At 69.2% G+C, this 23329-nt stretch carries 14 protein-coding genes; 11 read left to right on the forward strand and 3 right to left on the reverse strand.

The annotated features are described in order from the left end of the window. Positions 1–151 precede the first annotated feature (151 nt). Positions 152–3427: a GH92 family glycosyl hydrolase gene (locus ABEB03_RS16015; protein WP_345648401.1), complete on the forward strand. Its 3276-nt coding sequence runs from the start codon at positions 152–154 to the stop codon at positions 3425–3427. 74 nt (positions 3428–3501) lie between these two features. On the opposite strand, the gene ABEB03_RS16020 is transcribed toward ABEB03_RS16015, so the two are convergent. Next, a complete protein-coding gene (locus ABEB03_RS16020; RefSeq protein ID WP_345648405.1) occupies positions 3502–7326 on the reverse strand; it encodes a GH92 family glycosyl hydrolase in 3825 nt (1274 codons plus the stop codon). Between the two features lie 902 nt (positions 7327–8228). On the opposite strand from ABEB03_RS16020, the gene ngcE reads away from it, so the two are divergent. The 10 genes from ngcE to ABEB03_RS16070 all read left to right on the forward strand — a co-directional run bounded on the left by ngcE (position 8229) and on the right by ABEB03_RS16070 (position 21951). Then, entirely contained in the window at positions 8229–9635 is a 1407-nt protein-coding gene (gene ngcE, locus ABEB03_RS16025) for an N-acetylglucosamine/diacetylchitobiose ABC transporter substrate-binding protein (RefSeq protein ID WP_345648408.1), read from the forward strand. Between the two features lie 7 nt (positions 9636–9642). Then, positions 9643–10704: a carbohydrate ABC transporter permease gene (locus ABEB03_RS16030; protein WP_345648411.1), complete on the forward strand. Its 1062-nt coding sequence runs from the start codon at positions 9643–9645 to the stop codon at positions 10702–10704. Next, complete coding sequence (locus tag ABEB03_RS16035) at positions 10701–11609, forward strand: carbohydrate ABC transporter permease (protein WP_345648413.1); 909 nt, start codon at positions 10701–10703, stop codon at positions 11607–11609. The genes ABEB03_RS16030 and ABEB03_RS16035 overlap by 4 nt, the downstream gene beginning before the upstream one ends. Positions 11610–11879: 270 nt before the next feature. Continuing rightward, positions 11880–13079, forward strand: coding sequence for an ROK family transcriptional regulator (locus ABEB03_RS16040; RefSeq protein WP_345648415.1), 1200 nt, complete (start codon positions 11880–11882; stop codon positions 13077–13079). Between the two features lie 133 nt (positions 13080–13212). Further along, a complete protein-coding gene (locus ABEB03_RS16045; protein ID WP_345648727.1) occupies positions 13213–14310 on the forward strand; it encodes a substrate-binding domain-containing protein in 1098 nt (365 codons plus the stop codon). A 181-nt stretch (positions 14311–14491) separates the two neighbouring features. Further along, the gene (locus tag ABEB03_RS16050; protein WP_028802202.1) at positions 14492–15283 is read left to right on the forward strand and encodes an ATP-binding cassette domain-containing protein; all 792 of its coding nucleotides are present in this window, start codon (positions 14492–14494) and stop codon (positions 15281–15283) included. Then, positions 15280–16572 (forward strand): sugar ABC transporter permease, encoded by a 1293-nt coding sequence (locus tag ABEB03_RS16055; RefSeq protein WP_345648422.1) that lies wholly within the window; start codon positions 15280–15282, stop codon positions 16570–16572. Before ABEB03_RS16050 ends, ABEB03_RS16055 begins: the two co-directional genes overlap by 4 nt. A 233-nt stretch (positions 16573–16805) precedes the next feature. Beyond that, entirely contained in the window at positions 16806–18737 is a 1932-nt protein-coding gene (gene dxs / locus ABEB03_RS16060; protein WP_345648425.1) for a 1-deoxy-D-xylulose-5-phosphate synthase, read from the forward strand. Between the two features lie 147 nt (positions 18738–18884). Then, positions 18885–20411, forward strand: a complete 1527-nt coding sequence (locus tag ABEB03_RS16065) for an amino acid permease (protein ID WP_345648428.1) — start codon at positions 18885–18887, stop codon at positions 20409–20411. Between the two features lie 88 nt (positions 20412–20499). After that, on the forward strand, positions 20500–21951 hold the full coding sequence (locus tag ABEB03_RS16070) for a glycosyltransferase family 39 protein (protein WP_345648432.1): 1452 nt from the start codon (positions 20500–20502) through the stop codon (positions 21949–21951). 68 nt (positions 21952–22019) lie between these two features. On the opposite strand, the gene ABEB03_RS16075 is transcribed toward ABEB03_RS16070, so the two are convergent. Both ABEB03_RS16075 and ABEB03_RS16080 read right to left on the reverse strand, forming a co-directional pair. Beyond that, the gene (locus tag ABEB03_RS16075; protein WP_345648437.1) at positions 22020–22400 is read right to left on the reverse strand and encodes a PIN domain-containing protein; all 381 of its coding nucleotides are present in this window, start codon (positions 22398–22400) and stop codon (positions 22020–22022) included. A 4-nt stretch (positions 22401–22404) separates the two neighbouring features. Then, positions 22405–23316, reverse strand: a complete 912-nt coding sequence (locus ABEB03_RS16080; protein ID WP_345648440.1) for a hypothetical protein — start codon at positions 23314–23316, stop codon at positions 22405–22407. Between the last annotated feature and the right edge of the window lie 13 nt (positions 23317–23329).

A 23329-nucleotide genomic window follows, 5' to 3' on the forward strand; every position in this document is an offset into this window, starting at 1 on the left:
GGAGGGGCCTCTGCTGGGCCGTCCGGGGGTGCGACGGACGCGCCCTCCGGGCCGCAGGCGGTCTTCCGTGGTACCCGTGGCGCACGCTACTGTCCCTGCGGCTTGTGCGACCTGTGGTGCGCGACCCGTCCGAAGGAGGAGGGGCCGCGTCATGCGTTTCCGTCCGTCATCCGTTCTGCTGGCCGTCGCCCTGACGGTCGCCGGCGCCACCCCGGCGCTCGCCGCACCCCAGTCCGACCCGCCGGACCTCGTCCGGGACCCGACCACGTACGTCGACCCGCTCATCGGCACCAAGAACGGCGGCAATGTCTTCCCGGGCGCCGTCGTGCCCTTCGGCATGCTGTCCTGGAGCCCCGAGAACACCCGCGGCGACGCGACCCGCACGGCCGCGCCCGGCGGCTACCAGTACGACGCCACCCGCATCCGCGGCTTCAGCCTCACCCACATGTCCGGCACGGGATGCGCGGGCGGCAGCGGCGACATCCCGTTCTTCCCCTACGCAGGCGAGGTCACCTCCTCTCCGGCGAGCGACACCAAGGACGCCGTGTACGCGGCCGACTTCGCGCACACCGACGAGACGGCCGAACCCGGCCACTACGGGGTCGAACTCTCCTCCGGCGTCACCGCCGACCTCACCGCGACCGCGCGCACCGGCTCGGGCCGCTTCACCTTCCCCGCCGACAAGCCCGCCTCCCTGCTGATCCGCACCGCCAACTCCGAAGTGGGCTCGACCGCTTCGGACGTGCGCATCGACCCGGCCACCCGCACCGTCTCCGGCTCGGTCACCTCCGGGAACTTCTGCGGATACCTCGACCCCGAGGGCCGGCGCGCCTACTACACACTCCACTTCACCGCCCGCTTCGACCGCGACTTCAAGAAGACGGGCACCTGGCAGGACGACAAGCTCAGCCCCGGGAGCACCGAGGCGAGCGGCGGAACCGGCGGCTTCGGCGAGGGCGGCCGTCCCGTCGCCGGCAAGGGCGCCGGCGGCTATGTGGAGTTCGAGCCGGGTACCGGCCCGGTGAACGTCAAGGTGGGCATCTCGTACGTCAGCCGGGCGGGCGCCGAGGCCAACCTCGCCGCCGAGAACCCGCCGCGTCGGTCCTTCGCCGCGGTCCGGGACGCCGCCCGCCGTGCCTGGCGTGACCGGCTCGGCGCCATCCGGGTCGGCGGCGGCACCGACGCGTCGCGGACCACCTTCTACACCGCGCTGTACCACGCGCTCCTGCACCCGAACGTCATCAGCGACGCCGACGGCAGATACAGAGGCAGCGACGACGAGGTCCACACGGTGGGCCGCGGGCACGAGGCCCAGTACGGCACCTTCTCCGGCTGGGACGTCTACCGCTCCCAGGTCCAGCTGCTGACGCTCCTCGACCCGGACACCGGATCCGACATCGCGCAGTCGCTGCTCGAACTCGCCCGGCAGAACGGCGGCGTGTGGGACCGCTGGCTGCACGGCGCGAACGGCACGCACGTCATGAACGGCGACCCGTCGGCGCCCGCCCTCGCGGGCATCAGGGCCTTCGGCGGCACCGACTTCGACCTGCGCGGCGCGCTCGACTCGCTGGTGCGGGCGGCGACCGTACCGACGGAGCAGGACCTGTCGTCGGCGGGCAAGCCGGTGCTGTCGGTCGGCCAGCGGCCCTCGCTCGACAAGTACCTCCGGCAGCACTACATGCCCTCGGTGTCCAACGCGTGGGGCGGAGCCGCGGAGACCCTGGAGATGTCCGGCGCGGACTTCGCGATCTCCCAGCTGGCCACGGCGGCGGGGGAGCGGAAGACCGCCGCCGAGTTCGCCCGGCGCTCCCAGTGGTGGCAGAACAGCTTCAACCTGGCCGCCGACCCCAGCGGCGGCTACATCGCCAACCGCAAGGCCGACGGCAGCTGGGTCACCGGCTTCACCCCGGCGACGGGCAACGGGTTCGTGGAGGGCACCGCCGCCCAGTACACCTGGATGGTGCAGCACGACCCGGCCGGGCTGTTCGCCGCGATGGGCGGCCGTGCCAAGGCGCTGGACCGGCTGGACACCTTCTTCCACAACGCCGACGGCAGCTGGGCGTTCACGGGCAGCGGCGGCGACAAGTCGGAGCTGGACAACGAGCCGTCGATCAACGTGCCCTACCTGTACGACTACGCGGGCGCGCCCTACAAGGCGCAGGAGACCGTGCGCGCGGCGATGACCCGGCTGTGGTCGACCGAGCCGGGCGGCATCCCCGGCAACGACGACCTCGGCGAGATGTCCTCCTGGTACGTCTTCTCCTCGCTCGGCATGTATCCCCAGGTGCCCTCACGCGCCGAACTCGCCCTGTCGTCACCGCTGTTCCCGAGGATCGAGATCGAGCGTCCGGGCGGCGCCGACATCGAGATCAGGGCGCGGGGCGCCGCCGTGGACGCCCCGTACATCCGGTCGCTGCGCGTCGACGGCCGCACCGGTGAGCGGCCCTGGCTGCCGGCCTCCTTCGTCCGGGACGGCGGCACGCTCGACTACACGCTGTCCGGCACGCCCGACCGGACGTGGGGCGCCGACGAGGCCGCCGCACCGCCGTCCTTCCGCACGGGCGAACAGCCGTACCAGATCGGTGTGGGGCCGACCACGGCCACGCTCGCGCCGGGCGGCAGCACCACGCTCGACATTCGCGCCCTCGCGCTGAGCGGCGGCGCGGGCCCCGAGGTGCACTTCCACGTGGAGGTGCCGAAGGGCGTGACGGCGACTCCCGCGGAGGGCACCGTGACCGACGGCGCGCAGCGGATCACGCTGTCGGCGGGCGCGGACGCCGAGCAGGGCTTCTACGACGTCGACGTCTCGGTGTCCTCGGACGACACCTCCTACCGGCAGCCGGTGGCCCTCACGGTCGCCGCCCCGGACTCGCTGCTCGCCGCCTACAACAACACCGGCGTCTCCGACGACAGCGGCGACCACGACGAGGCCGACTACGACGGCGGCGGCTGGAGCTACTCCAAGCAGGCCCTCGCCGACGCGGGGCTGACACCGGGCGAGCGGGGCACGGTGGACGGCCTGACCTTCACCTGGCCGAAGTCCCCGGCCGGCCGGCCCGACAACGCCTCGGCGGTCGGCCAGACCGTCGAACTCGCCGAGCCGGCCGCCCGGTTGTCCTTCATCGGCAGTGCGGTCAACGGCAACCAGCAGACGAAGGCGACCGTCACGTACACCGACGGCACCACCGACGCCGTCGACCTGTCCTTCACCGACTGGACCGTCGGCGGCGGAGGCGGCACCGTCCAGTACGGCAACGCGACCGTCGCCAAGGCCGCCTACCGCAACGTCGCGGGCGCCGACAAGGACCCGGTGGCCACGTACGTCTTCGCCACCAAGCCCTTCGAGGCGCCGTCCGGCAAGACCGTCCGCAGCGTACGGCTGCCGGACAACGCCGACCTGCACGTCTTCACCCTCGCGGTGGGCTGACGGCGACGAGAGGAAAAAAGCGGGGCGGGCGCGGAGTTCTCCGCGCCCGCCCCTTCTCCCGTGGGGGGTGTGCGTCAGCTCAGCAGCTCCACCTCCGCGAGGGTCGCCTCACCGTCGAGGACCAGCCGGTAGTGCGTGTACGCGCCCGGCCGTGCGACGGAGAACGCGCGGGTCTGCTTGTCCCAGGCGAAGGACTGGCCGGAGCGCTTGTCCAGGTCCGTCCACTGCGTGCCGTCGGTGGAGCCCTGGAGCACCCAGCCGGCCGGGGCCTTCGTGTGGTCGGAGGACGTCAGCGTGTACTGGACGCCCTTGGCGGACGCGGAGACCGGCAGGTCCACGGACGTGACGGTCGCGTCGGTCGCCGAGGTGTTGTCGAAGAGCGCGCCGTCGCCCTTGAGGGCGTCCGTGCGGGGTGCGGGCACCTTGTCGTCCTGGGTGATCGACACAGGTGCCGCGTCCTTGCCGGTGCCCCACGAGGAGGGCTTGGCGCCCATGTCGAACTCCAGCACCCCGCCGCGCGAGACGACCGAGTGGGGGAGCGAGGTCGACGTCCACTTCTTGCCGTTGACCCGCAGGCCCTGCACGTACACGTTCTTCGCGCTGTTCTTGGGCGCCTTCACGACCAGGTCCTTGCCGTTCTCCAGGTGGACCGTCGCCTTGGTGAACAGCGGGGAGCCGATGGCGTACTCGCCGCTGCCCATCACCAGCGGGTAGAAGCCGAGCGCGGAGAAGAGGTACCAGGCCGACTGCTCGCCGTTGTCCTCGTCGCCGTGGTAGCCCTGACCGATCTCGCTGCCGGTGTAGAGGCGGGAGAGCACCTCACGCACGTTCTTCTGCGTCTTCCAGGGCTGTCCCGCCGCGTCGTACATGTAGTTGACGTGGTGGGCCACCTGGTTGGAGTGGCCGTACATGCCCATCCGCACGTCGCGGGCCTCGGTCATCTCGTGGATGACACCGCCGTACGAACCCACGAAGTCGGGGGAGGCCGTCTCGGGCGTCGCGAAGTACGCGTCGAGCTTCTCGGCGAGGCCGCTGCGTCCGCCGTACAGGTTGGCGAGACCGCGCGAGTCCTGCGGCGCGGTGAACGCGTAGCCCCAGCCGTTGGTCTCCGTGTAGTCGTAACCCCACACGCGCGGGTCGTACTTGGAGGACTCGACGCGCCAGTCGCCCTTGGCGTCACGGCCCTGGAAGAAGCCGGCCTTGGTGTCGAAGAGATTGACGTAGTCCTGGGCGCGGTTGAGGAAGTACTCGGACTCCTCCTTGTACTGCTTCTTGCCGGTCTTCTTGTAGAGGGCCTGGCCCATCTTGGCGATGCCGTAGTCGTTGAGGTAGCCCTCCAGGGCCCAGGACAGGCCCTCGTGGGTGTCGCTGCTCGTGTAGCCGAGGAACGGCGAGGTCGACATGCCCTTACGGCCCACGCCCGACGTCGGCGGGACGACCGTCGCGTTCTTCACGGCCGCGGCGTACGCCGACTCCGCGTCGAAGTCGACGCCCTTCACGTACGCGTCCGCGAACGCCACGTCCGAGGAGGTGCCGGTCATCAGGTCCGCGTAGCCGGGCGAGGACCAGCGCGAGGTCCAGCCGCCGTCCTTGTACTGCTGCACGAACCCGTCGACCATCTCGCCCGCCTGACTGGGTGTCAGGAACGAGTAGGCCGGCCAGGTCGTCCGGTAGGTGTCCCAGAAGCCGTTGTTGACGTACACCTTGCCGTCGACGATCTTCGCGCCGGTGTGGGTGGGGCTGTCGGGACCGGGCATCGGCTGGAACGGCGACGCGTACTGGTACTTCCCGCCGACCTTCTCGAAGCCCGAGTTCGGGTAGAGGTAGAGCCGGTACAGGCTGGAGTAGAGCGTCGTCAGCTGGTCCGTCGTCGCGCCCTCCACCTCGACCTTGCCGAGCAGGGCGTCCCACTGGTGCTGGGCCCGCGACTTGACCTTGTCGAAGGACGTGCCGTCCGGGATCTCCTGGCGGAGGTTGTCCTTCGCCTGGTCGACGCTGATCAGGGAGGTGGCCAGGCGCAGGGTGACGGTGTGGTCCTTGGACGGTGTCAGGCGCAGGTAGCCCTTGACGCCGCTGGAGTCCCCGCCGGTGACCTTCTCGTCGAAGACGCCGTACACGAACAGCCGGGTCGCGCCCGTCGACAGCCCGGACTTCACGTCCGAGTAGCCGGTGACGATGCCGTTGTCCTTGTCGAGGGTCAGCCCCGCCTGCTCGGTGACGTTGTCGAAGACCACACTGGCGTCGTCGCCGGGGTAGGTGAACCGCAGCGCCGCCGCGTGGTCCGTGGGGGCCATCTCGGCCTTGAGACCGTTCTCGAAGGTCACCCCGTAGTAGTACGGGCGGGCGGTCTCGTTCTCGTGCCGGAAGGCCAGCGCGCGGGCGCCGCGCCCGGTGTCCGGGGTGCCGGACGCCGCCGACGGCATCACCTGGAAGGTCTGCCGGTCACCCATCCAGGGGCTCGGCTCGTGGCTCGCGCTGAACGCCTGGATGGTGGGCAGGTTGTCCGAGTTGTTCGCCCGGGCGTAGTCGTAGAGCCAGCTCAGCGAGCCCGCGTTGGTCACCGGCGTCCAGAAGTTGAAGCCGTGCGGGACGGCGGTCGCCGGGAAGTTGTTGCCGCGCGAGAAGCCGCCGCTGGAGTTGGTGCCGCGGGTGGTCAGCGCGTAGTCGGACAGGTGCGCCTTGGGCTTCTCGGGCGCGGCCGTCTTCAGCGCGACGTCGTCCAGCCAGCCCCGGAACTTCGCCGGCCCCTTGGGGGAGTCGTACGCGACCAGGATCCGGTCGACCGTCCTGCCCGCCGCGACCGAACCGATCCGCGAGGCGACGTTGTTCCACTGGTTGACGTACAGCACCTTCGCCGCGCCCTGGCCCTGCGGGGTGAGCGCGAAGCCGTGCTGGTCGACCGCGGACAGGTCGCTCAGGTAGGTGCCGTCGGTGAAGGCCAGGTCCACGGACACGTTCGTGGCGTCGTAGTCCCGGTCTCCGTCGGCCATGGACGGGAAGATCCGGTACGACAGCTGTGTGTCGCGCCCGACCGCCACGTTCACGTCGAAGACCTTGTTGTACGAGTACGCGCGGCTGTCCGCCTTGTGCGTGCCGGCGTAGCGCAGGGCCCGCTTGCCGGTGAAGCCCGCGCCCGCCTTCGCGGTGGGTGAGCCGCTCGGTCCGCGGTCCACCAGCGACAGCATGTCCTTGGGCGTCGGGTCGTCGCTCTTGCCCGTGGAGAACTGGACGTCGGCGAGCTGGAGGATGTCGCCGCCGTTGTTCTTGGTGACGTCGAGCCGGAAGTGCTGGTACTCGGCCGGGCTGTCGAGGTCGTACGACTTGGTCTGGAACCGCTCGCCGAAGGACTCCCCGGTGCGGGTGTCGAGGGTCTTCCAGTCCTTGCCGTCGGTGGACCCCTGGAGGGTCCAGTCCTTCGGGTCGCGCTCGTCGTGGTCGTTGGCCGAGGTCAGCGCGTAGGTCACCAGCTTGACCGGGGCGTCCAGGTCGAACTCCGCCCAGCCGGTGGGCTCGAAGGTCAGCCACTTCGTGCTCGACTCGCCGTCGGCGAGGTTCTCCTTTACCTCGCCCGCGCCGGTGTTCTCACCGCTGGCCCGGACGTCGGTGACGTGGTCGGTCACATTGCCGGGGATGCCGGTGCTGTAGCCGCCGTCGACACCCGAGGCCCTTTTCGACCCGTCTGCGGCCGTGTCGACCGTGTTGAGCCAGTCCGGTGCCGGATCTCCCGATTCGAAGGAGGAGCTGAACTCCCGGTCCGCGGCCGCCGCCTGGGCGGGCAGTGCGACCGCCACCCCCTGCGAGGCCACCACGAGGGAGAGTGCCACCACCCCCAGTGCGGTCGGTGAACCCCATCTCGGCCGAGTCGAAGAACTCCGTCTGTACCGAGCGCTGTGCTGCATGCGCGAGCACCCTCCCTGTCTCTGGCTCGTTCACCTGCGGGTGGCGAAGCCCGTGTCGAGGGTGCGGCGCGACTCGGCCCGGGGGGCCGCGACGCGCTCACATCCTTGACACAGGCGCCCCCTTCGGCTCACTCGCGTGGCGTGGACAACGTTGTCAAATTCGATGCGCAAGGACCATTTGTGAGTCAAGTTGTCAGCGGTGTCAAGGGTGTTGAGTGAGGCATCCGGTGTGAATGCGATCCGGCGAACGGCACATTGCGTTCAATGCGGGAGGTTGCCCCCGACGATCTTCGCGGGGGCGGGGTGTGCGGGCCGCACATTTCCGCGAGGTCTCAACTCGGAAAAGACCGGCGGCCAAACCCGTATTCGATCTTGCTCCGTTGGCGGGAAGTGGACTATACCTGTCGGCGTCCGCTTAGCCGCTCGACGGCCGTGGACAGGCAGGACCCCGGGGGGAAATCGGAAGGCGACGGAGGGTGTCACATACACCTACTGCCGTGCCGGCTCGGTGAATCCCCCACGCACGACCCCAGCTTGACCTAACCGCGGTGCCGGGGAGGATCCGGTTCACCGCCTGAGTCCTGGAGAAGGCGAGGACTTGAGCATGGGATCCACCACCGGCGTAGGCCATCACGATCTCATCAAGCGGAGCGAGACTGCCGCTCCGGCGGCGGCCCCGGCGACTGCTTTTCCGACATCACTCAGCTGATCACCATCGGTGCCGCTGAGCGGCTCCGAGACGACGGCGAAACGCCCCGATGTGCTTCTCCGCCGCCATCTCAAGCGGAGACCCACACCAGAACGCGCTCAAAGAGAAGTGCGGCAAGCACGGGGCCACCCCGGCCCGGCAGCCGAACACGCAGCAAACCGTACAGATCCAATCGATCAGTGAGGATGCGGAAATGACCATTCGTGCCGGCTCTCTCGACAGGCGGACGCTCCTGCGCGGGGCGATCGCGACCGCGGCCATGGGGTCGTTCGCCGTCGCCTGTAGCTCCCCCTCCGACAGCGGTAATGACGACAAGGGGGCGAAGGGCAAGACGAGCGCCAAGAACCCGTTCGGTGTCGCCGCGAACTCCAAGGTCGACGCGGCCATCTTCAACGGCGGCTACGGCGTCGACTACGTCACCTACGCCGGCAACATCGCCAAGGAGAAGAGCAACGGTCTCGACGTCAAGGTCAAGCCGGTCGTCGACATCGCCCCGGAGCTCCAGCCCCGCTTCGTCGGCGGCAACCCGCCGGACCTCATCGACAACTCCGGCGAGGACCAGATCGGCTTCCTCGGCATCCTCGACCAGCTCGAGGAGCTCGACGACGTCCTCGAGGCGAACAACTACGAGGGCAAGAAGATCGCCGACACGATCTATCCCGGCATCAAGGGCCCCGGCACGTTCAAGGACAAGTTCGTCGGGCTGAACTATGTGATGACGGTGTATGGCGTCTGGTACTCGAAGACGCTGTTCGAGGCGAACGGCTGGACCCCGCCGAAGACGTGGGACGAGGCGCTCGACCTCGGCCAGAAGGCGAAGAAGAAGGGCAAGTACCTCTTCGTCCACGGCAAGGAGGCGGCGACCTACTACCGCACGCTCCTGATCGACTCGGCGATCAAGGAGGGCGGCGACGAGGTCCGGCTCGCGCTGGAGAACCTGGAGAAGGGCTGCTGGTCGCACCCGGCCATCCAGGGCGTGATCAAGGTCATGGAGACCATGGTCAAGGAGAAGATGTTCGTTCCCGGCGGCTCCGGCACCCAGTTCCAGAAGGCGCAGGCGATCTGGAGCAACGACCAGAAGGCGCTGCTCTACCCGTCCGGTGGCTGGATCGAGAACGAGATGAAGAAGGCCACCAAGGCCGACTTCCAGATGACCGGCTTCCCGTCGATGACGCTCACCGACAAGCCGAAGCTGCCCTACGAGGCGATTCGCGCGGCCGCCGGCGAGCCGTTCATCGTCCCCAAGAAGGGCAAGAACCCGGCCGGCGGCAAGGAAGTGCTGCGCGCGATGCTGTCCAAGGACGCGGCCGCCAACTTCTCCAAGACGAAGCTGGCCCCGACGATCGTCAAGGGCACCGTGCCCGCCGACGGTTACGGATCGTCCGCCCTCGTCTCGCAGACGAAGATGCTGGAGGCCGCGGGCACCAACATCTTCACCTACAACTTCGTCGAGGCCTACGGCATGAACACCGACCAGCTGGTGCCGTGGAACTCGTTCCTCTCCGGTGACATCGACGCCAAGGGTCTGACCTCGGCTCTGCAGAAGATCTCCGACAAGGTCCGGGAAGACGACTCCGTCGACAAGATCAAGGTCAGCTAGCACTGCGATGAAAGACAAGACCACCATCTCCGACACCGCGAGCAGCCGGCCCGTGCCGGCCGCTCGCGGCGGGCGGCCCCGGCGCCGCAAGCTCACGTTCGACCGGGTGACGTTCTTCCTCGCGTTCCTCGGTCTCCCGGTCGCCATCTTCGTGATCTTCGTCCTGTACCCCTTCGCCCAGGCGATCTTCTGGGCGATGACCAACTGGCGTGGTTTCAGCCCGGATTATGACTTCATCGGCCTCGACAACTTCGTCAAGATGTTCCAGGACGATGTCTTCCTGAAGGCGCTGCGCAATGTCGCCCTGCTGGCGGCCTTCGTGCCGCTGGTGACGTTGACGCTCGCTCTCGGGGTCGCGGTGGCCATCACCCTGGGCGGGCCCAGCAAGGGCCCCGTCCGGGGGATCAAGGGGGCTTCGTTCTACCGGATCGTCTCGTTCTTCCCCTACGTCGTGCCGGCGATCATCGTCGGCCTGATCTGGGCGCAGATGTACGACCCGAACGCCGGCCTGGTCAACGGCATCCTCAGCGGGCTCGGCCTGGACGGCTTCAAGGAGTTCGCCTGGCTGGGCGAACAGGCGACGGCGATGCCGGCCCTGATGTTCGTCATCGTCTGGGGGCTCGTCGGGTTCTACGCGGTGCTCTTCATCGCCGCGATCAAGGGCGTTCCCGCCGAGCTGTACGAGGCGGCCAGGATCGACGGAGCCGGCCGGTTCCGGATGACGATCTCGGTCACGCTGCCGGCGATCCGGGACAGTGTGCAGACCGCGTACATCTACCTGGGCATCGCCGCGCTGGACGCGTTCGTCTACGTACAGGCCATGCTGCCGGGCGGTGGGCCGAACAACTCGACCCTCACGATCAGCCAGCGGCTGTTCAATGTCGCTTTCGCGAAGCAGCAGTTCGGACTGGCCACCGCGATGGGGGTCGTCCTCGCCGTCGTCACCCTGGTGTTCGCGGCGCTGGTGTTCGCCGTCAACCGTCTGACCGGCGGGGGCGAGAGCGAGGGCCGTAAGGAAGCGCGTGGGTTGAAGGCTCGGCGTGCCGTGGCCAAGGGGGGTGTCCAGTGAGCGTCATAGCCGCCGACCGGAAGCAGGCGCGTGACCATAAGCGGGCGAGCGACCAGAAGCTGACGAAAGCCGTCGCGGGCAGCGACCGCAGGTTCGCGGTGATCGCGCACGGCCTGCTGATCCTGTGGTCCGTGATCGTGATCCTGCCCATGCTGTGGGTCCTGGTGTCGTCGTTCAAGACGACCAAGGAGATCCTGTCGTCGCCGTTCGCGCTGCCGAAGCACTGGCATTTCGACAACTACTCGCGCGCCTGGAGCGACGCGAGCATCGGGAAGTACTTCCTGAACTCCGTGATCGTGGTCGTCTGCGCACTGGTCCTGGTGATGTTGCTGGGCGCGATGTGCGCGTACGTCCTGGCCCGGTTCCAGTTCCCGGGACGCCGGCTGATCTACTACGTGATGCTCGCCGGGCTGACCTTCCCGGTCTTCCTGGCGATCGTGCCGCTCTTCTTCCAGCTGCAGAACTTCGGGCTGCTGAACACACGCCCGGGGCTGATCCTCACCTACGTCGCGTTCGCGCTGCCGTTCACGATGTTCTTCCTCTACGCGTTCTTCCGCTCCCTGCCGCACGACGTGTACGAGGCCGCGCTGATCGACGGCGCGGGGGACTGGCGGGCGTTCTTCCAGGTGATGCTGCCGATGGCGCGGCCGGGCATGGCGGCGGTGGCGATCTTCAACTTCCTGGGCCTGTGGAACCAGTTCCTGCTGCCGGTCGCGCTCAACACCGACCAGGACAAGTGGGTGCTGACCCAGGGCATGGCCGCCTACGCGTCCTCGCAGGCCTACGGCATCGACTACGGTGCGCTGTTCGCGGCGATCGTCGTCACGGTGGTGCCCGTACTGATCGTGTACGTCATTTTCCAGCGGCGGATCGCCGGTTCGGTGTCGCAGGGCACCTTCCGCTGACGCCCACCGTCGCGCCGTACGGCCGGCCGGGTCGCTCGGCCGGTCCGGCGGCCGACGTCATCACGTAACCGCTGCTTCACCCGCTGCGCACAGGGGTCGGGCCCCGGAGAGACAACTCTCCGGGGCCCGACCCCTGTGTACGGCGGATGGAACCGATATCTGTCAAGGGCTTGACGCCACAGGTGCATCCAGCGGAGTTTGGGGTTCATAACTTGTACAAGGCTCAGTCACCCGGTGTGACGCGAGCCAGGGGCTAAGGGTGGAGAGTCAATGGAGACTCCGGGGTCGCAGTCGTCGCTGCATCGGGCCAATCTGGAGCGCGTCGTACGTGCGGTGCGCCTTGCCGGTTCGCTCACGCAGGCGGAGATCGCGAGGACGACGGGTCTGTCCGCCGCGACCGTTTCCAATATCGTCCGGGAGCTCAAGGACGGCGGAACGGTCGAGGTCACACCCACTTCGGCGGGCGGCCGCAGGGCCCGCAGCGTGTCCCTGAGCGGGGACGCCGGCATCGTCATCGGCGTCGACTTCGGCCACACGCATTTGCGCGTCGCGGTCGGGAACCTCGCCCACCAGGTGCTCGCCGAGGAGTCCGAGCCGCTCGACGTGGACGCCTCCGCCGCGCAGGGCTTCGACCGGGCGGAAGAGCTGGTCAGCCGCCTGATCGCGGCCACCGGCGTCGACCGGTCCAAGATCGCGGGCGTGGGGCTCGGTGTGCCGGGTCCGATCGACGTGGAGTCGGGGACCCTGGGTTCCACCGCCATCCTGCCGGGCTGGACCGGTGCGAAGCCCGCCGAGGAGCTGCGGGGGCGGCTCGGCGTGCCGGTGCACGTGGACAACGACGCCAACCTGGGTGCGCTCGGCGAGATGGTCTGGGGCAGCGGCCGGGGCGCCAAGGATCTCGCGTACATCAAGGTCGCCAGCGGTGTGGGCGCCGGGCTGGTGATCAACGGCAAGATCTACCGCGGCCCCGGCGGCACGGCCGGCGAAATCGGGCATATTACTCTTGATGAGTCCGGCCCCGTCTGTCGCTGCGGCAACCGGGGCTGCCTGGAGACCTTTGCGGCCGCGCGTTATGTGCTGCCGCTTCTCCAGTCCAGTCACGGTACGGACCTGACCATGGAGGGTGTCGTCCGGCTGGCGCGGGACGGTGATCCGGGCTGTCGTCGGGTGATCGCCGACGTCGGTCGTCACATCGGCAGTGGAGTCGCGAATCTCTGCAATTTGCTGAACCCGAGCCGGGTGGTCCTCGGCGGCGATCTCGCGGAGGCCGGGGAGCTGGTTCTGGGGCCCATCAGGGAGTCGGTCGGGCGCTACGCGATCCCCAGCGCCGCACGTCAACTCTCGGTGCTTCCAGGGGCGCTTGGAGGCCGTGCGGAGGTCCTCGGGGCGCTCGCTCTCGCGCTCAGCGAGATGGGCGATTCGACCCTTTTGGACGGCTCGCTGTCTGCGGCTGCCCCTGCCTTCACTTAGAGAACGCATGGCACCGTTGCCATCTCGTTAAGTATTTACTTCTTGACGTCGCACGTGTGGCCGAGTTGACTTCCAGCCACCTCGGCCGCAACGACGCGGCCTCGTCAGGGAGGTTTCTGAAGTGAACACGCGTATGCGTCGTGCCGCCGTTGCCGTTGCCGCTGGTGCGATGGCCGTCTCGCTGGCCGCCTGTGGCAGTGCCAAGGAGTCCGGCGACAAGAGCGACAGCTCCAGCTCTGCCAAGAAGGGCGACGCGATCAAGGTCGGTCTGCTCCTTCCGGAGAACCAGACCGCTCGCTACGAGAAGTTCGACAAGCCCCTGATCACGCAGAAGATCAAGGAGCTCACGAACGACAAGGGCGAGGTCGTCTACGCCAACGCCAAGCAGGACGCCAGCACGCAGAACCAGCAGGTCGACACCATGATCACCAACAAGGTGGACGTGCTGATCGTCGACGCTGTGGACGCTGCCGCCATCAAGAACTCGGTCCAGAAGGCCAAGGACGCCGGCATCCCGGTCGTGGCCTACGACCGTCTCGCGCAGGGCCCGATCGACGCCTACACCTCGTTCGACAACAAGACCGTCGGCAAGACGCAGGGCGAGGCCCTCCTGAAGGCTCTTGGCTCCAAGGCCAAGGACGGCAAGATCGTCATGATGAACGGGTCGGTCACCGACCCGAACGCCGCTCAGTTCAAGGCCGGCGCCCACGAGGTGCTCGACGGCAAGGTGAACATCGGCAAGGAGTACGACACCAAGGAGTGGAAGCCGGAGAACGCCAACTCCAACATGGAGGGCGCCATCTCGGCTCTCGGCAAGAAGAACATCATCGGCGTCTACTCCGCCAACGACGGTATGGCCGGCGGTATCATCACCGCCCTCAAGGCCAAGGGCCTGAAGGTCCCGGTCACCGGCCAGGACGCCGAGCTCGCGGGTGTGCAGCGCATCGTCGCCGGTGAGCAGTACATGAGCGTCTACAAGCCGTACGCCCCCGAGGCCGACGCCGCCGCCGAGATGGCCGTCGCGCTCGCCCAGGGCAAGTCGCTCGACTCCGTCGCCAAGGACAAGGTCGACAGCCCGACCACCAAGGGCGTTCCGTCGGTCCTGGTCGCCGTCACCTCGCTGACCAAGGACAACATCAAGGACACCGTCGTCAAGGACGGCGTCTACACGATCGACGACATCTGCACCTCCGCCTACAAGGCGGCCTGCGACAAGATCGGTCTGAAGTAATTCCCCGCAAGTCCCTTTCCAACCAATGGAATTCACTCTTGAATTCCGGATCGGGACTTGCGTGACGAAGCCCCTCCGGCGCCCCGCATCAAACAGCCCCGCAAGCTAGGCGGGGCGCCGGACGGAACACCCCCCTCCAAAACTTCTGCACAACCTCCCGCCGGGTCAGGCGGCGAAGGAGATGGTTCACGTGTCCGCTACGCCTGTGCTGGCGTTGCGCGGGGTCTCCAAGCGGTTCGGTGCCGTCCAGGCGCTCACCGACGTAGAGCTTGAGGTCCACGCCGGTGAAGTGGTCGCCCTGGTGGGCGACAACGGCGCCGGAAAGTCCACGCTGGTCAAGACGATCGCCGGCGTGCACCCGATCGATGAGGGCGCCATCGAGTGGGACGGCAAGACCGTCCAGATCAACCGGCCGCACGACGCACAGGCGCTGGGCATCGCGACCGTCTACCAGGACCTCGCGCTGTGCGACAACATCGACGTCGTCGGCAACCTCTACCTGGGCCGCGAGCTGAAGAAGCGCGGTGTCCTGGACGAGGTCGAGATGGAGCGCCGCTCCCGCGAGCTGCTGGACACGCTGTCCATCCGGATCCCCAGCGTCCGCATCCCGATCGCCTCGCTCTCCGGCGGTCAGCGCCAGACCGTGGCGATCGCCCGTTCGATGCTCGGTGAGCCCAAGCTCGTCATCCTCGACGAGCCCACCGCCGCCCTCGGCGTCGAGCAGACCGCTCAGGTCCTCGACCTGGTCGAGCGGCTGCGCGAGCGCGGCCACGCGGTGATCCTCATCAGCCACAACATGGCTGACGTGAAGGCCGTGGCCGACAAGGTCGCCGTCCTGCGCCTCGGGCGCAACAACGGCGTCTTCGAGGTCAAGTCGACCTCCCAGGAAGAGATCATCTCCGCCATCACGGGCGCCACGGAGAACGCCGTGACCCGTCGTGCGGCGCGCAGCAATGGGGAGGCTCAGAAGTGAGCATCGACAAGACCTCCGCGACCCCCGAGGACCACGTCGTGGAGAACCCCGAGGCTGCCGCCAAGGCGGTCACCGCGGTCGACCCCCGACTGCTGGTCCGCGAGCAGGGCCTCGCCGGCTACGTCTCCGAGTTCAAGCGCAAGATGAAGGCCGGTGACCTGGGTTCCCTCCCGGTCGTCGTCGGTCTGATCATCATCTGGGCGATCTTCGCGAGCCTGAACTCGAACTTCCTCACCGCGGGCAACCTCTCCGACATCTCCGTGGCCATGGTCGGCACGGGCATGATCGCCGTCGGTATCGTCTTCGTGCTGCTGCTCGGCGAGATCGACCTGTCGGTCGGTTCCGTCTCCGGTGTCGCGGGCGCCGCCTTCGCGGTGCTGAACGTCACACACGGGATGAACGAGTGGCTGGCCTTCGTGCTGGCCATCCTGACCGGCACGGTCGCCGGTGCGATCCACGGTTTCGTCTTCGCCCGCATCGGTGTCCCGGCGTTCGCCGTCACCCTGGCCGGTCTGCTGTTCTGGAACGGCTTCATGCTGCAGATCCTGGGCAGCAACGGCACCATCAACCTGGACAGCGAGGGCGTGGTCGCCAAGCTGACCAGCTACTACTTCACGGATGTGGCGGCCGCCTACGTGCTCGCCGTCGCCGTGACGGGCGTGTACTTCCTCAACTCCTACTTCGGCAACCGTCGTCGTGAGGCCGCCGGTGTGCCGTCCGCGCCGCTGAGCGAGACCATCGCGCGCACCGCGCTGCTCGCGATCGTCTCCTTCGCCGTGGCGATCATCTACAACCAGTACAAGGGCCTGCCGCTGGCCGTGGTGATCTTCATCGCGGTGCTGCTGCTCACGGACTTCGTGCTGCGCCGCACCTCGTACGGCCGGAAGATCTTCGCGCTCGGTGGCAGCGTCGAGGCCTCCCGCCGTGCCGGTATCAACGTGGAGATGGTCCGGATCTCGGTCTTCGCGATCTCCGGTACCTTCGCCGCGATCGGCGGTCTGTTCATCGCCTCGAAGATCGCCTCCGCCAACCAGGGCGCCGGCGCCGGCGACCTGCTGATGAACGCCATCGCGGCGGCCGTCATCGGTGGCACCAGCCTCTTCGGTGGCCGTGGCCGCACCTGGAACGCCCTGCTCGGTGTTCTGGTCATCGTCTCGATCCAGTACGGCCTCGCCCTCGAGGGCATCGCCTCGCCGGTCCAGTACATGATCACCGGTGGTGTGCTCCTCGCCACCGTCGTCATCGACGCGGTCACCCGCAAGACCCAGAAGACCGCGGGCCGCGCCTAGCGCGACCGGCCCTTCGGGCCACGTACGAAGTGCCCGGTACCAACGGCGGTACCGGGCACTTCCACGTCCGCGTGCGGGGCCGGAGGCATCACGGCGAAGAGAACGCGTGTACGGACGTTCTGCGGCCGAACGCGTGACGTACAACGTGGAGGCCGGGCACGGGCGCCAAAGACGGAACATTAGACTCGACAGGCCCGGCAAAGCTCGAACAGCTCTACTGCAAGGAGGCACGGGTGCCGCTGCTGACCCGCATCAGGGGACCGCGCGATCTGGACCGGCTCAGCCTGGAGCAGCTGGACCAGCTGGCCGGCGAGATCAGGACCTTCCTCGTCGACGCGGTCTCCAAGACAGGCGGCCACCTCGGCCCCAACCTCGGTGTCGTGGAGCTCACCATCGCCCTGCACCGCGTCTTCGAGTCGCCGAAGGACAAGGTGCTGTGGGACACGGGCCACCAGTCCTACGTCCACAAGCTCCTCACCGGCCGCCAGGACTTCTCCCGGCTGAAGATGAAGGGCGGCCTGTCCGGCTACCCCTCGCAGGCCGAGTCCGAGCACGACGTCATCGAGAACTCGCACGCCTCCACGGTCCTCGGCTGGGCCGACGGCCTGGCCAAGGCGAACGAGGTGCTCCGCAAGGACGCCCATGTCGTCGCCGTCATCGGTGACGGCGCCCTCACCGGCGGCATGGCCTGGGAGGCGCTCAACAACATCGCCGACGCCAAGGACCGCCCGCTGGTCATCGTCGTCAACGACAACGAGCGCTCGTACGCGCCGACCATCGGCGGCCTCGCCAACCACCTGGCGACCCTGCGCACCACCGACGGCTACGAGCGCTTCCTGGCCCGCGGCAAGGACCTCCTGGAGCGCACCCCGGTCGTCGGCCGGCCGCTCTACGAGACCCTGCACGGCGCCAAGAAGGGCCTCAAGGACTTCATCGCCCCGCAGGGCATGTTCGAGGACCTCGGCCTGAAGTACGTCGGCCCGATCGACGGCCACGACATCGAGGCCCTGGAGTCCGCGCTGGCCCGCGCCAAGCGCTTCGGCGGCCCGGTCATCGTGCACTGCCTCACCGAGAAGGGCCGCGGCTACCAGCCCGCCCTCCAGGACGAGGCCGACCGGTTCCACGCCGTCGGCAAGATCCACCCCGACACGGGCCTGCCGATCGCGTCCTCCGGCGCCGACTGGACGTCCGTCTTCGGCGAGGAGATGGTCAAGCTCGGCAAGGAGCGCGAGGACGTCGTCGCCATCACGGCCGCGATGCTCCAGCCGGTCGGCCTCGACAAGTTCGCCAAGGCCTTCCCGAAGCGCGTGTACGACGTCGGCATCGCCGAGCAGCACGGCGCGGTCTCCGCGGCCGGCCTCGCCACCGGCGGACTGCACCCCGTCTTCGCCGTCTACGCCACCTTCCTCAACCGCGCCTTCGACCAGGTCCTGATGGACGTGGCCCTGCACAAGTGCGGCGTCACCTTCGTCCTGGACCGCGCGGGTGTCACCGGCACCGACGGTGCCTCGCACAACGGCATGTGGGACATGTCGATCCTCCAGGTCGTCCCGGGCCTCAGGCTGGCGGCACCGCGCGACGCCGACCAGGTCCGCGCCCAGCTCCGGGAGGCCGTCGAGGTCACCGACGCGCCGACCGTGGTCCGCTTCTCCAAGGGAGCGGTCGGCCCCGCCGTGCCCGCCGTGGGCCGGATCGGCGGCATGGACGTCCTGCGGGCGCCCGGCACCGACACCCCCGACGTGCTGCTCGTCTCCGTCGGCGCGCTCGCGCCGATGTGCCTGGAGATCGCGGACCTCCTCGACAAGCAGGGCATCTCCACCACCGTCGTCGACCCGCGCTGGGTCAAGCCCGTCGACGAGGCCATGGCCCCGCTCGCCGAGCAGCACCGCGTGGTCGTCACCGTGGAGGACAACTCCCGTGTCGGCGGCGTGGGCTCGGCGGTCGCGCAGGCCCTGCGCGACGCGGGCGTCGACGTCCCGCTGCGCGACTTCGGCATCCCGCCGCGCTTCCTCGACCACGCCTCGCGGGGTGAGGTCCTGGCGGAGATCGGGCTGACCGCGCCGGACATCGCCCGCCAGGTCACCGGGCTGGTGGCCAAGCTCGACGGCCGGTTCGAGCGCACGGCCGCGCACGCCGTGGACTCCGTGGAGCCGGCGCGCGACTGACCGGAGGGCCACAGGTCCAAAGGGCCGGTTTCAGCACCCTGAAGGGGTGGTGAAACCGGCCCATTTGCGTGATTCTCTCCCGGCCGGGGCAAGCGGCTAACACGCCCCCTCGATCATTTCGAGGACGTCAAGCGTGGAGGTACGCCCGTGAGCAGCACCCTCTTCAGGACGAAGAAGGTCGAACAATCGATCTTGGACACTGAGGAGCCGGAGCACGCACTCAAGAAGTCGCTGTCCGCTCTGGATCTCACCGTCTTCGGCGTCGGTGTCATCATCGGCACCGGCATCTTCGTCCTCACCGGCAAGGTCGCCAAGCAGAACGCGGGCCCCGCGGTCTCCCTGGCCTTCGTCGTGGCCGGCATCGTCTGCGCACTCGCCGCGCTCTGCTACGCGGAGTTCGCCTCCACGCTCCCGGTCGCCGGATCCGCCTACACCTTCTCGTACGCCTCGCTGGGCGAGCTTCCCGCGTGGATCATCGGCTGGGACCTGGTCCTTGAGTTCGCGCTCGGCACGGCGGTGGTCGCCGTCGGCTGGGCGGGCTACATCCGCTCACTGCTGGACAACGCGGGCTGGCACATGCCCGACGCGCTGGGCGGCCGCGACGGTGCGCACGGATTCGGGTTCGACATCCTCGCCGCGGCGCTGGTGCTCGTCCTCACCTGCATCCTCGTCCTCGGCATGAAGCTCTCCGCGCGGGTCACCGAGGTCGTCGTGGCCATCAAGGTGACCGTCGTCCTCATCGTGATCGTCGCGGGTGCCTTCTTCATCAACGGCGACAACTACAGCCCCTTCATCCCCAAGTCGCAGGCGGTGGAGGCGGGCGGCAGCCTCAAGGCGCCCCTCATCCAGCTGATGTTCGGCTGGGCACCCTCCAACTTCGGCGTGATGGGCATCTTCACCGCCGCCTCCGTGGTCTTCTTCGCCTTCATCGGCTTCGACGTCGTGGCCACCGCCGCCGAGGAGACCAAGAACCCGCAGCGTGACATGCCACGCGGCATCCTCGGTTCCCTGCTCGTCTGCACCACCCTGTACGTGGCCGTGGCCATCGTCGTCACCGGAATGCAGCACTACAGCAAGCTGTCGGTGGACGCCCCGCTCGCCGACGCCTTCAAGGCCACCGGGCACCCCTGGTTCTCGGGCGTCATCAGCTTCGGTGCCGCCGTCGGTCTGACGACGGTCTGCATGATCCTGCTGCTCGGCCAGACGCGCGTCTTCTTCGCGATGAGCCGCGACGGTCTGCTGCCCCGCTTCTTCTCCCGCGTCCATCCGCGCTTCAAGACCCCGCACCGGCCGACCATCCTGCTCGGCGTGATCATCGCGATCGTCGCGGGCTTCACCAGCCTCAGCGAACTCGCCGAGCTGGTGAACATCGGCACCCTGTTCGCCTTCGTCGTCGTCGCGATCGGCGTGATCATCCTCCGCCGCACCCGCCCCGACCTGCCCCGCTCCTTCCGCACCCCGTGGGTGCCGGTGCTGCCCGTCGTGTCCGTCTGCGCCACGCTGTGGCTGATGGTCAACCTGCCCACCGAGACCTGGCTGCGGTTCGCGATCTGGATGGTGATCGGCGCGCTGGTGTACTTCCTCTACGGCCGGTCGCACAGCCGCCTCGGACGGCACGAGGAGACGACGCTCGCGCAGGTCACCGGCGAGGGCCCGGGAGGCAAGCAGGTCTAGGTGAACCATCGGTCGTCACCGGCCAGATCGTCCCGGCCCCGTATGTCCCGCTTCGGTACGGACTGCGGGGCCGGATAGCGTGCTTCCCATGCTCGCCGCGCCGCTCGCCCCGCCACGGTCCGCAGTCGTACGGACGGCGTACTGGACGCGGCTGCTGCCGCTGCTCGCGGTGCTGGCCTGTGTCACCCGGGTGCCGTCCTTCGCCCGGCCCCTGTGGAACCCCGACGAGGGGTACCTCGCCGTGCAGGCGCGGATGCTGGCCGACGGCGGAGAGCTGTACGAGACGGTCGTGGACCGCAAGCCGCCGTTCGTGCCCTGGCTGTACGAGGGGGCGTTCGCGGTGCACGGTTCGGAGTCCCTCACGTCCGTGCGCGTCCTGGCGCTGCTCGCCCAGCTGCTCACCGCGGTCCTGCTGGCCTCGCTGGCCAGGCGCCGCTGGGGCGACGGCGCGGGACGCACGGCCGGCGTGCTCTATCTGCTGGTCTCCGTCGGGCTCAACCCCGAGGACGCGCAGGCCGCCACCTTCGAGGTGTTCATACTGCCGTGCACGGCAGCCGCGATGTGGTGCGCCGACCGCCGCCGCTGGGGCGCGGCCGGGGTGGCCGTGGCCTGCGCCCTGCTGACGAAGCAGACCGGCGGGGCGGTGCTGCTGCCCGTACTGTGGCTGCTGCACCGGCAGGGCGCGACGCGCGGCGGGCTGCTGCGGCTCCTCGCCGGAATCGTCGTGCCGGTGCTGTCCGCCGCCCTGGTCACCGACCCGGCGGGCTTCGCCTTCTGGACCGTCACCGGGTCGGCCGCGTACGCCTCCTTCACCGGCTCCGAGCTGCACGTCCTGGCGCGGGGTCTGGTCAACACGGCCATTCTGACGGCGGCCTGCGCCGGTCTCGTCCCGCCGGTCGTCCGGGTCCTGCGACTCGCCCGCACGGGGGCCGTGGACCTGTGGCTGTGGTTCGCCTCCTCCGCGGTCGCCGTCCTGCTGGGCTTCCACTTCTTCGGCCACTACTACCTGCAACTCATCCCGCCGCTGGCCCTGCTGGCGACCGCGGCGCTGCAGATCCTGCCCCGGGAGCGGCTGGTGACCGCGCTGGTCACCTCTGCCTGCTGCTGCTCGGCGTTCCTGGCCTGGGGGCTGCTGGCGCCCCGGTCCGACCTCGCGCACGCCACCCGGCTCGCGGACGCGGTCGCCCGCCGCACGGCGCCCGGTGACCGGGTCCTCGTCTGGGGGATACACCCGGAGACGTACTGGCTGGCCGACCGGACCCCCGCCAGCCGCTATCTGACCGCCGGCCTCCTGACCAACTACAGCGGCGGCCGCAACGGACCCCAGGTGGGCGAGAAGTACGGCGTCGAGGGCTCCTGGCCCGTCTTCCGGGAGGAGATGAGCACGCACCCGCCCGCGCTCGTCGTCGACGACTCGCGCGCCGCGCCGTACGCCCCGGAACGGATCCCCTCCCTGCGCCGGCTGCTCACCGCGGAGTACGAGGTGGCGGGGGAGGTGGACGGGGCGGTGCTGTACGTGCGGGAGACGGGGTCGCGGTGAGGAAGCCGGGCTGCCCGCGGGGCCCGACGGCCGCTGCTCCGGCGCCGCACAGGCCGGGGGGTACGCCGTCAGTCAGGGCGTACGGCGCGCGGGCCCGTCGTGTCGGCGCCGAGGGCGGAGACCCGGCCGCGCAGTTCGCGGTCGGCGGTGACGACGAGGCAGGAGCGGTCCGCGGCCCCGGCCACCAGGCCGACGACGGTGTCGTCACCGCTGCCCGGTGCGGCCACCACGCGGACGCCGGGGACGGACTCCACGCCCTTCGCGGCGCCTTCGACGACGAGGACCAGCTCCACGGGCCCGCCGTGCCCGGGCAGCCCGTCCCGGGCCAGTCGGTCGCGCAGCCGCTCCGCCGCACCGCGCCGGTCGCGCCACCAGCCGTCGGGCACGGAGCCGACGACGTTGGCGCCGTCGACGATGACGAGGAGGGGGTCGCCGTGGTCGTCGTCCATGGACTCAGCGTCGCACGCCGGAGGCGGCGGCCCACCGTGACGTGACGACGCGCACGGCGGCGGCGGCCTCGGCGGCCCGCGCGTCGCTGGAGCGGACGGACCGGGCGAACTCCACGTGCAGGAACGGCACGTCCTCGTCCGCGGCGATCCGACCCTGGACGTTCTCGTGGCCCTCCAGCGGGCACGAGCGGACCCAGGCGCGGCACACCGCGAAGCCCCGGTCGCGGAGCGCGTCGGCGAGCCTGCGACCGTCGGTACGGCCCTCGGAGCCCTTGCCCGTGGAGGCGACGACGTCGTGGTCGGGCGCCGAGTCGTCGGCGAAGCCGTGCAGCTGGACACCCGGGAAGCCGCGCCGGACGAGCTCGGCGCAGACCGCGTGGAACACGGTGTCCCGGCGGTGCGCCACGTCGGACGCGTCCCCCTCACCGGATTTGCGATGTGCTCCAGCAACTATCAGGACGCCGCCCGGTGTGCCGCGCAGGACGCGCACGCCCAGCTGTTCCGTGCCGTGGTCGGCGACCGGGTGGGGGACCTGTACCGACCATCGGGCGCGGTGGTCGAGGTCCACGTAGACGCGGCCCCAGCCGCGCGGGTGGGGGGCCTGGTCGACGCGGTCGTACACCTCTGCGAATCGGCGCCCGGTCGCGCTGTCCACCAGGGTGCGAATGCCGAAGTCGACCTCGGCGAGGCGCTGTTCGGCCTGCTCGCGGTGGCCGTCGAGGAGCAGTGCGACGCCGTCGGTGACCAGTCGCCGTTCGGTGCGCGAGGGGGGCAGGTAGCCGCCGTCCGGCGTGAACCGGGACGTGTAGTCGGCGATGTCGCGCGCCAGGTCGACGCTCCGCGCGTCGCCGTCGGGGCGGCCGGAACCCGTGTCCCGGCCGGTGTCGTGGGTGCCGCGCAGGACAAGCGTTCCCAAACCGGCCAGAGCG

Origin of the sequence: Streptomyces siamensis (assembly GCF_039543605.1) — a bacterium.
GTDB lineage: Bacteria > Actinomycetota > Actinomycetes > Streptomycetales > Streptomycetaceae > Streptomyces > Streptomyces siamensis.

Excerpts from the sequence above, each read along its gene's own strand:
- ABEB03_RS16015 (WP_345648401.1), top strand. The coding sequence starts at position 152 with ATGCGTTTCCGTCCGTCATCCGTTCTGCTGGCCGTCGCCCTGACGGTC.
- ABEB03_RS16020 (WP_345648405.1), bottom strand. The coding sequence starts at position 7,326 with ATGCAGCACAGCGCTCGGTACAGACGGAGTTCTTCGACTCGGCCGAGA.
- ngcE (WP_345648408.1), top strand. The coding sequence starts at position 8,229 with ATGACCATTCGTGCCGGCTCTCTCGACAGGCGGACGCTCCTGCGCGGG.
- ABEB03_RS16030 (WP_345648411.1), top strand. The coding sequence starts at position 9,643 with ATGAAAGACAAGACCACCATCTCCGACACCGCGAGCAGCCGGCCCGTG.
- ABEB03_RS16040 (WP_345648415.1), top strand. The coding sequence starts at position 11,880 with ATGGAGACTCCGGGGTCGCAGTCGTCGCTGCATCGGGCCAATCTGGAG.
- ABEB03_RS16045 (WP_345648727.1), top strand. The coding sequence starts at position 13,213 with ATGCGTCGTGCCGCCGTTGCCGTTGCCGCTGGTGCGATGGCCGTCTCG.
- ABEB03_RS16050 (WP_028802202.1), top strand. The coding sequence starts at position 14,492 with ATGGTTCACGTGTCCGCTACGCCTGTGCTGGCGTTGCGCGGGGTCTCC.
- ABEB03_RS16070 (WP_345648432.1), top strand. The coding sequence starts at position 20,500 with ATGCTCGCCGCGCCGCTCGCCCCGCCACGGTCCGCAGTCGTACGGACG.
- ABEB03_RS16075 (WP_345648437.1), bottom strand. The coding sequence starts at position 22,400 with ATGGACGACGACCACGGCGACCCCCTCCTCGTCATCGTCGACGGCGCC.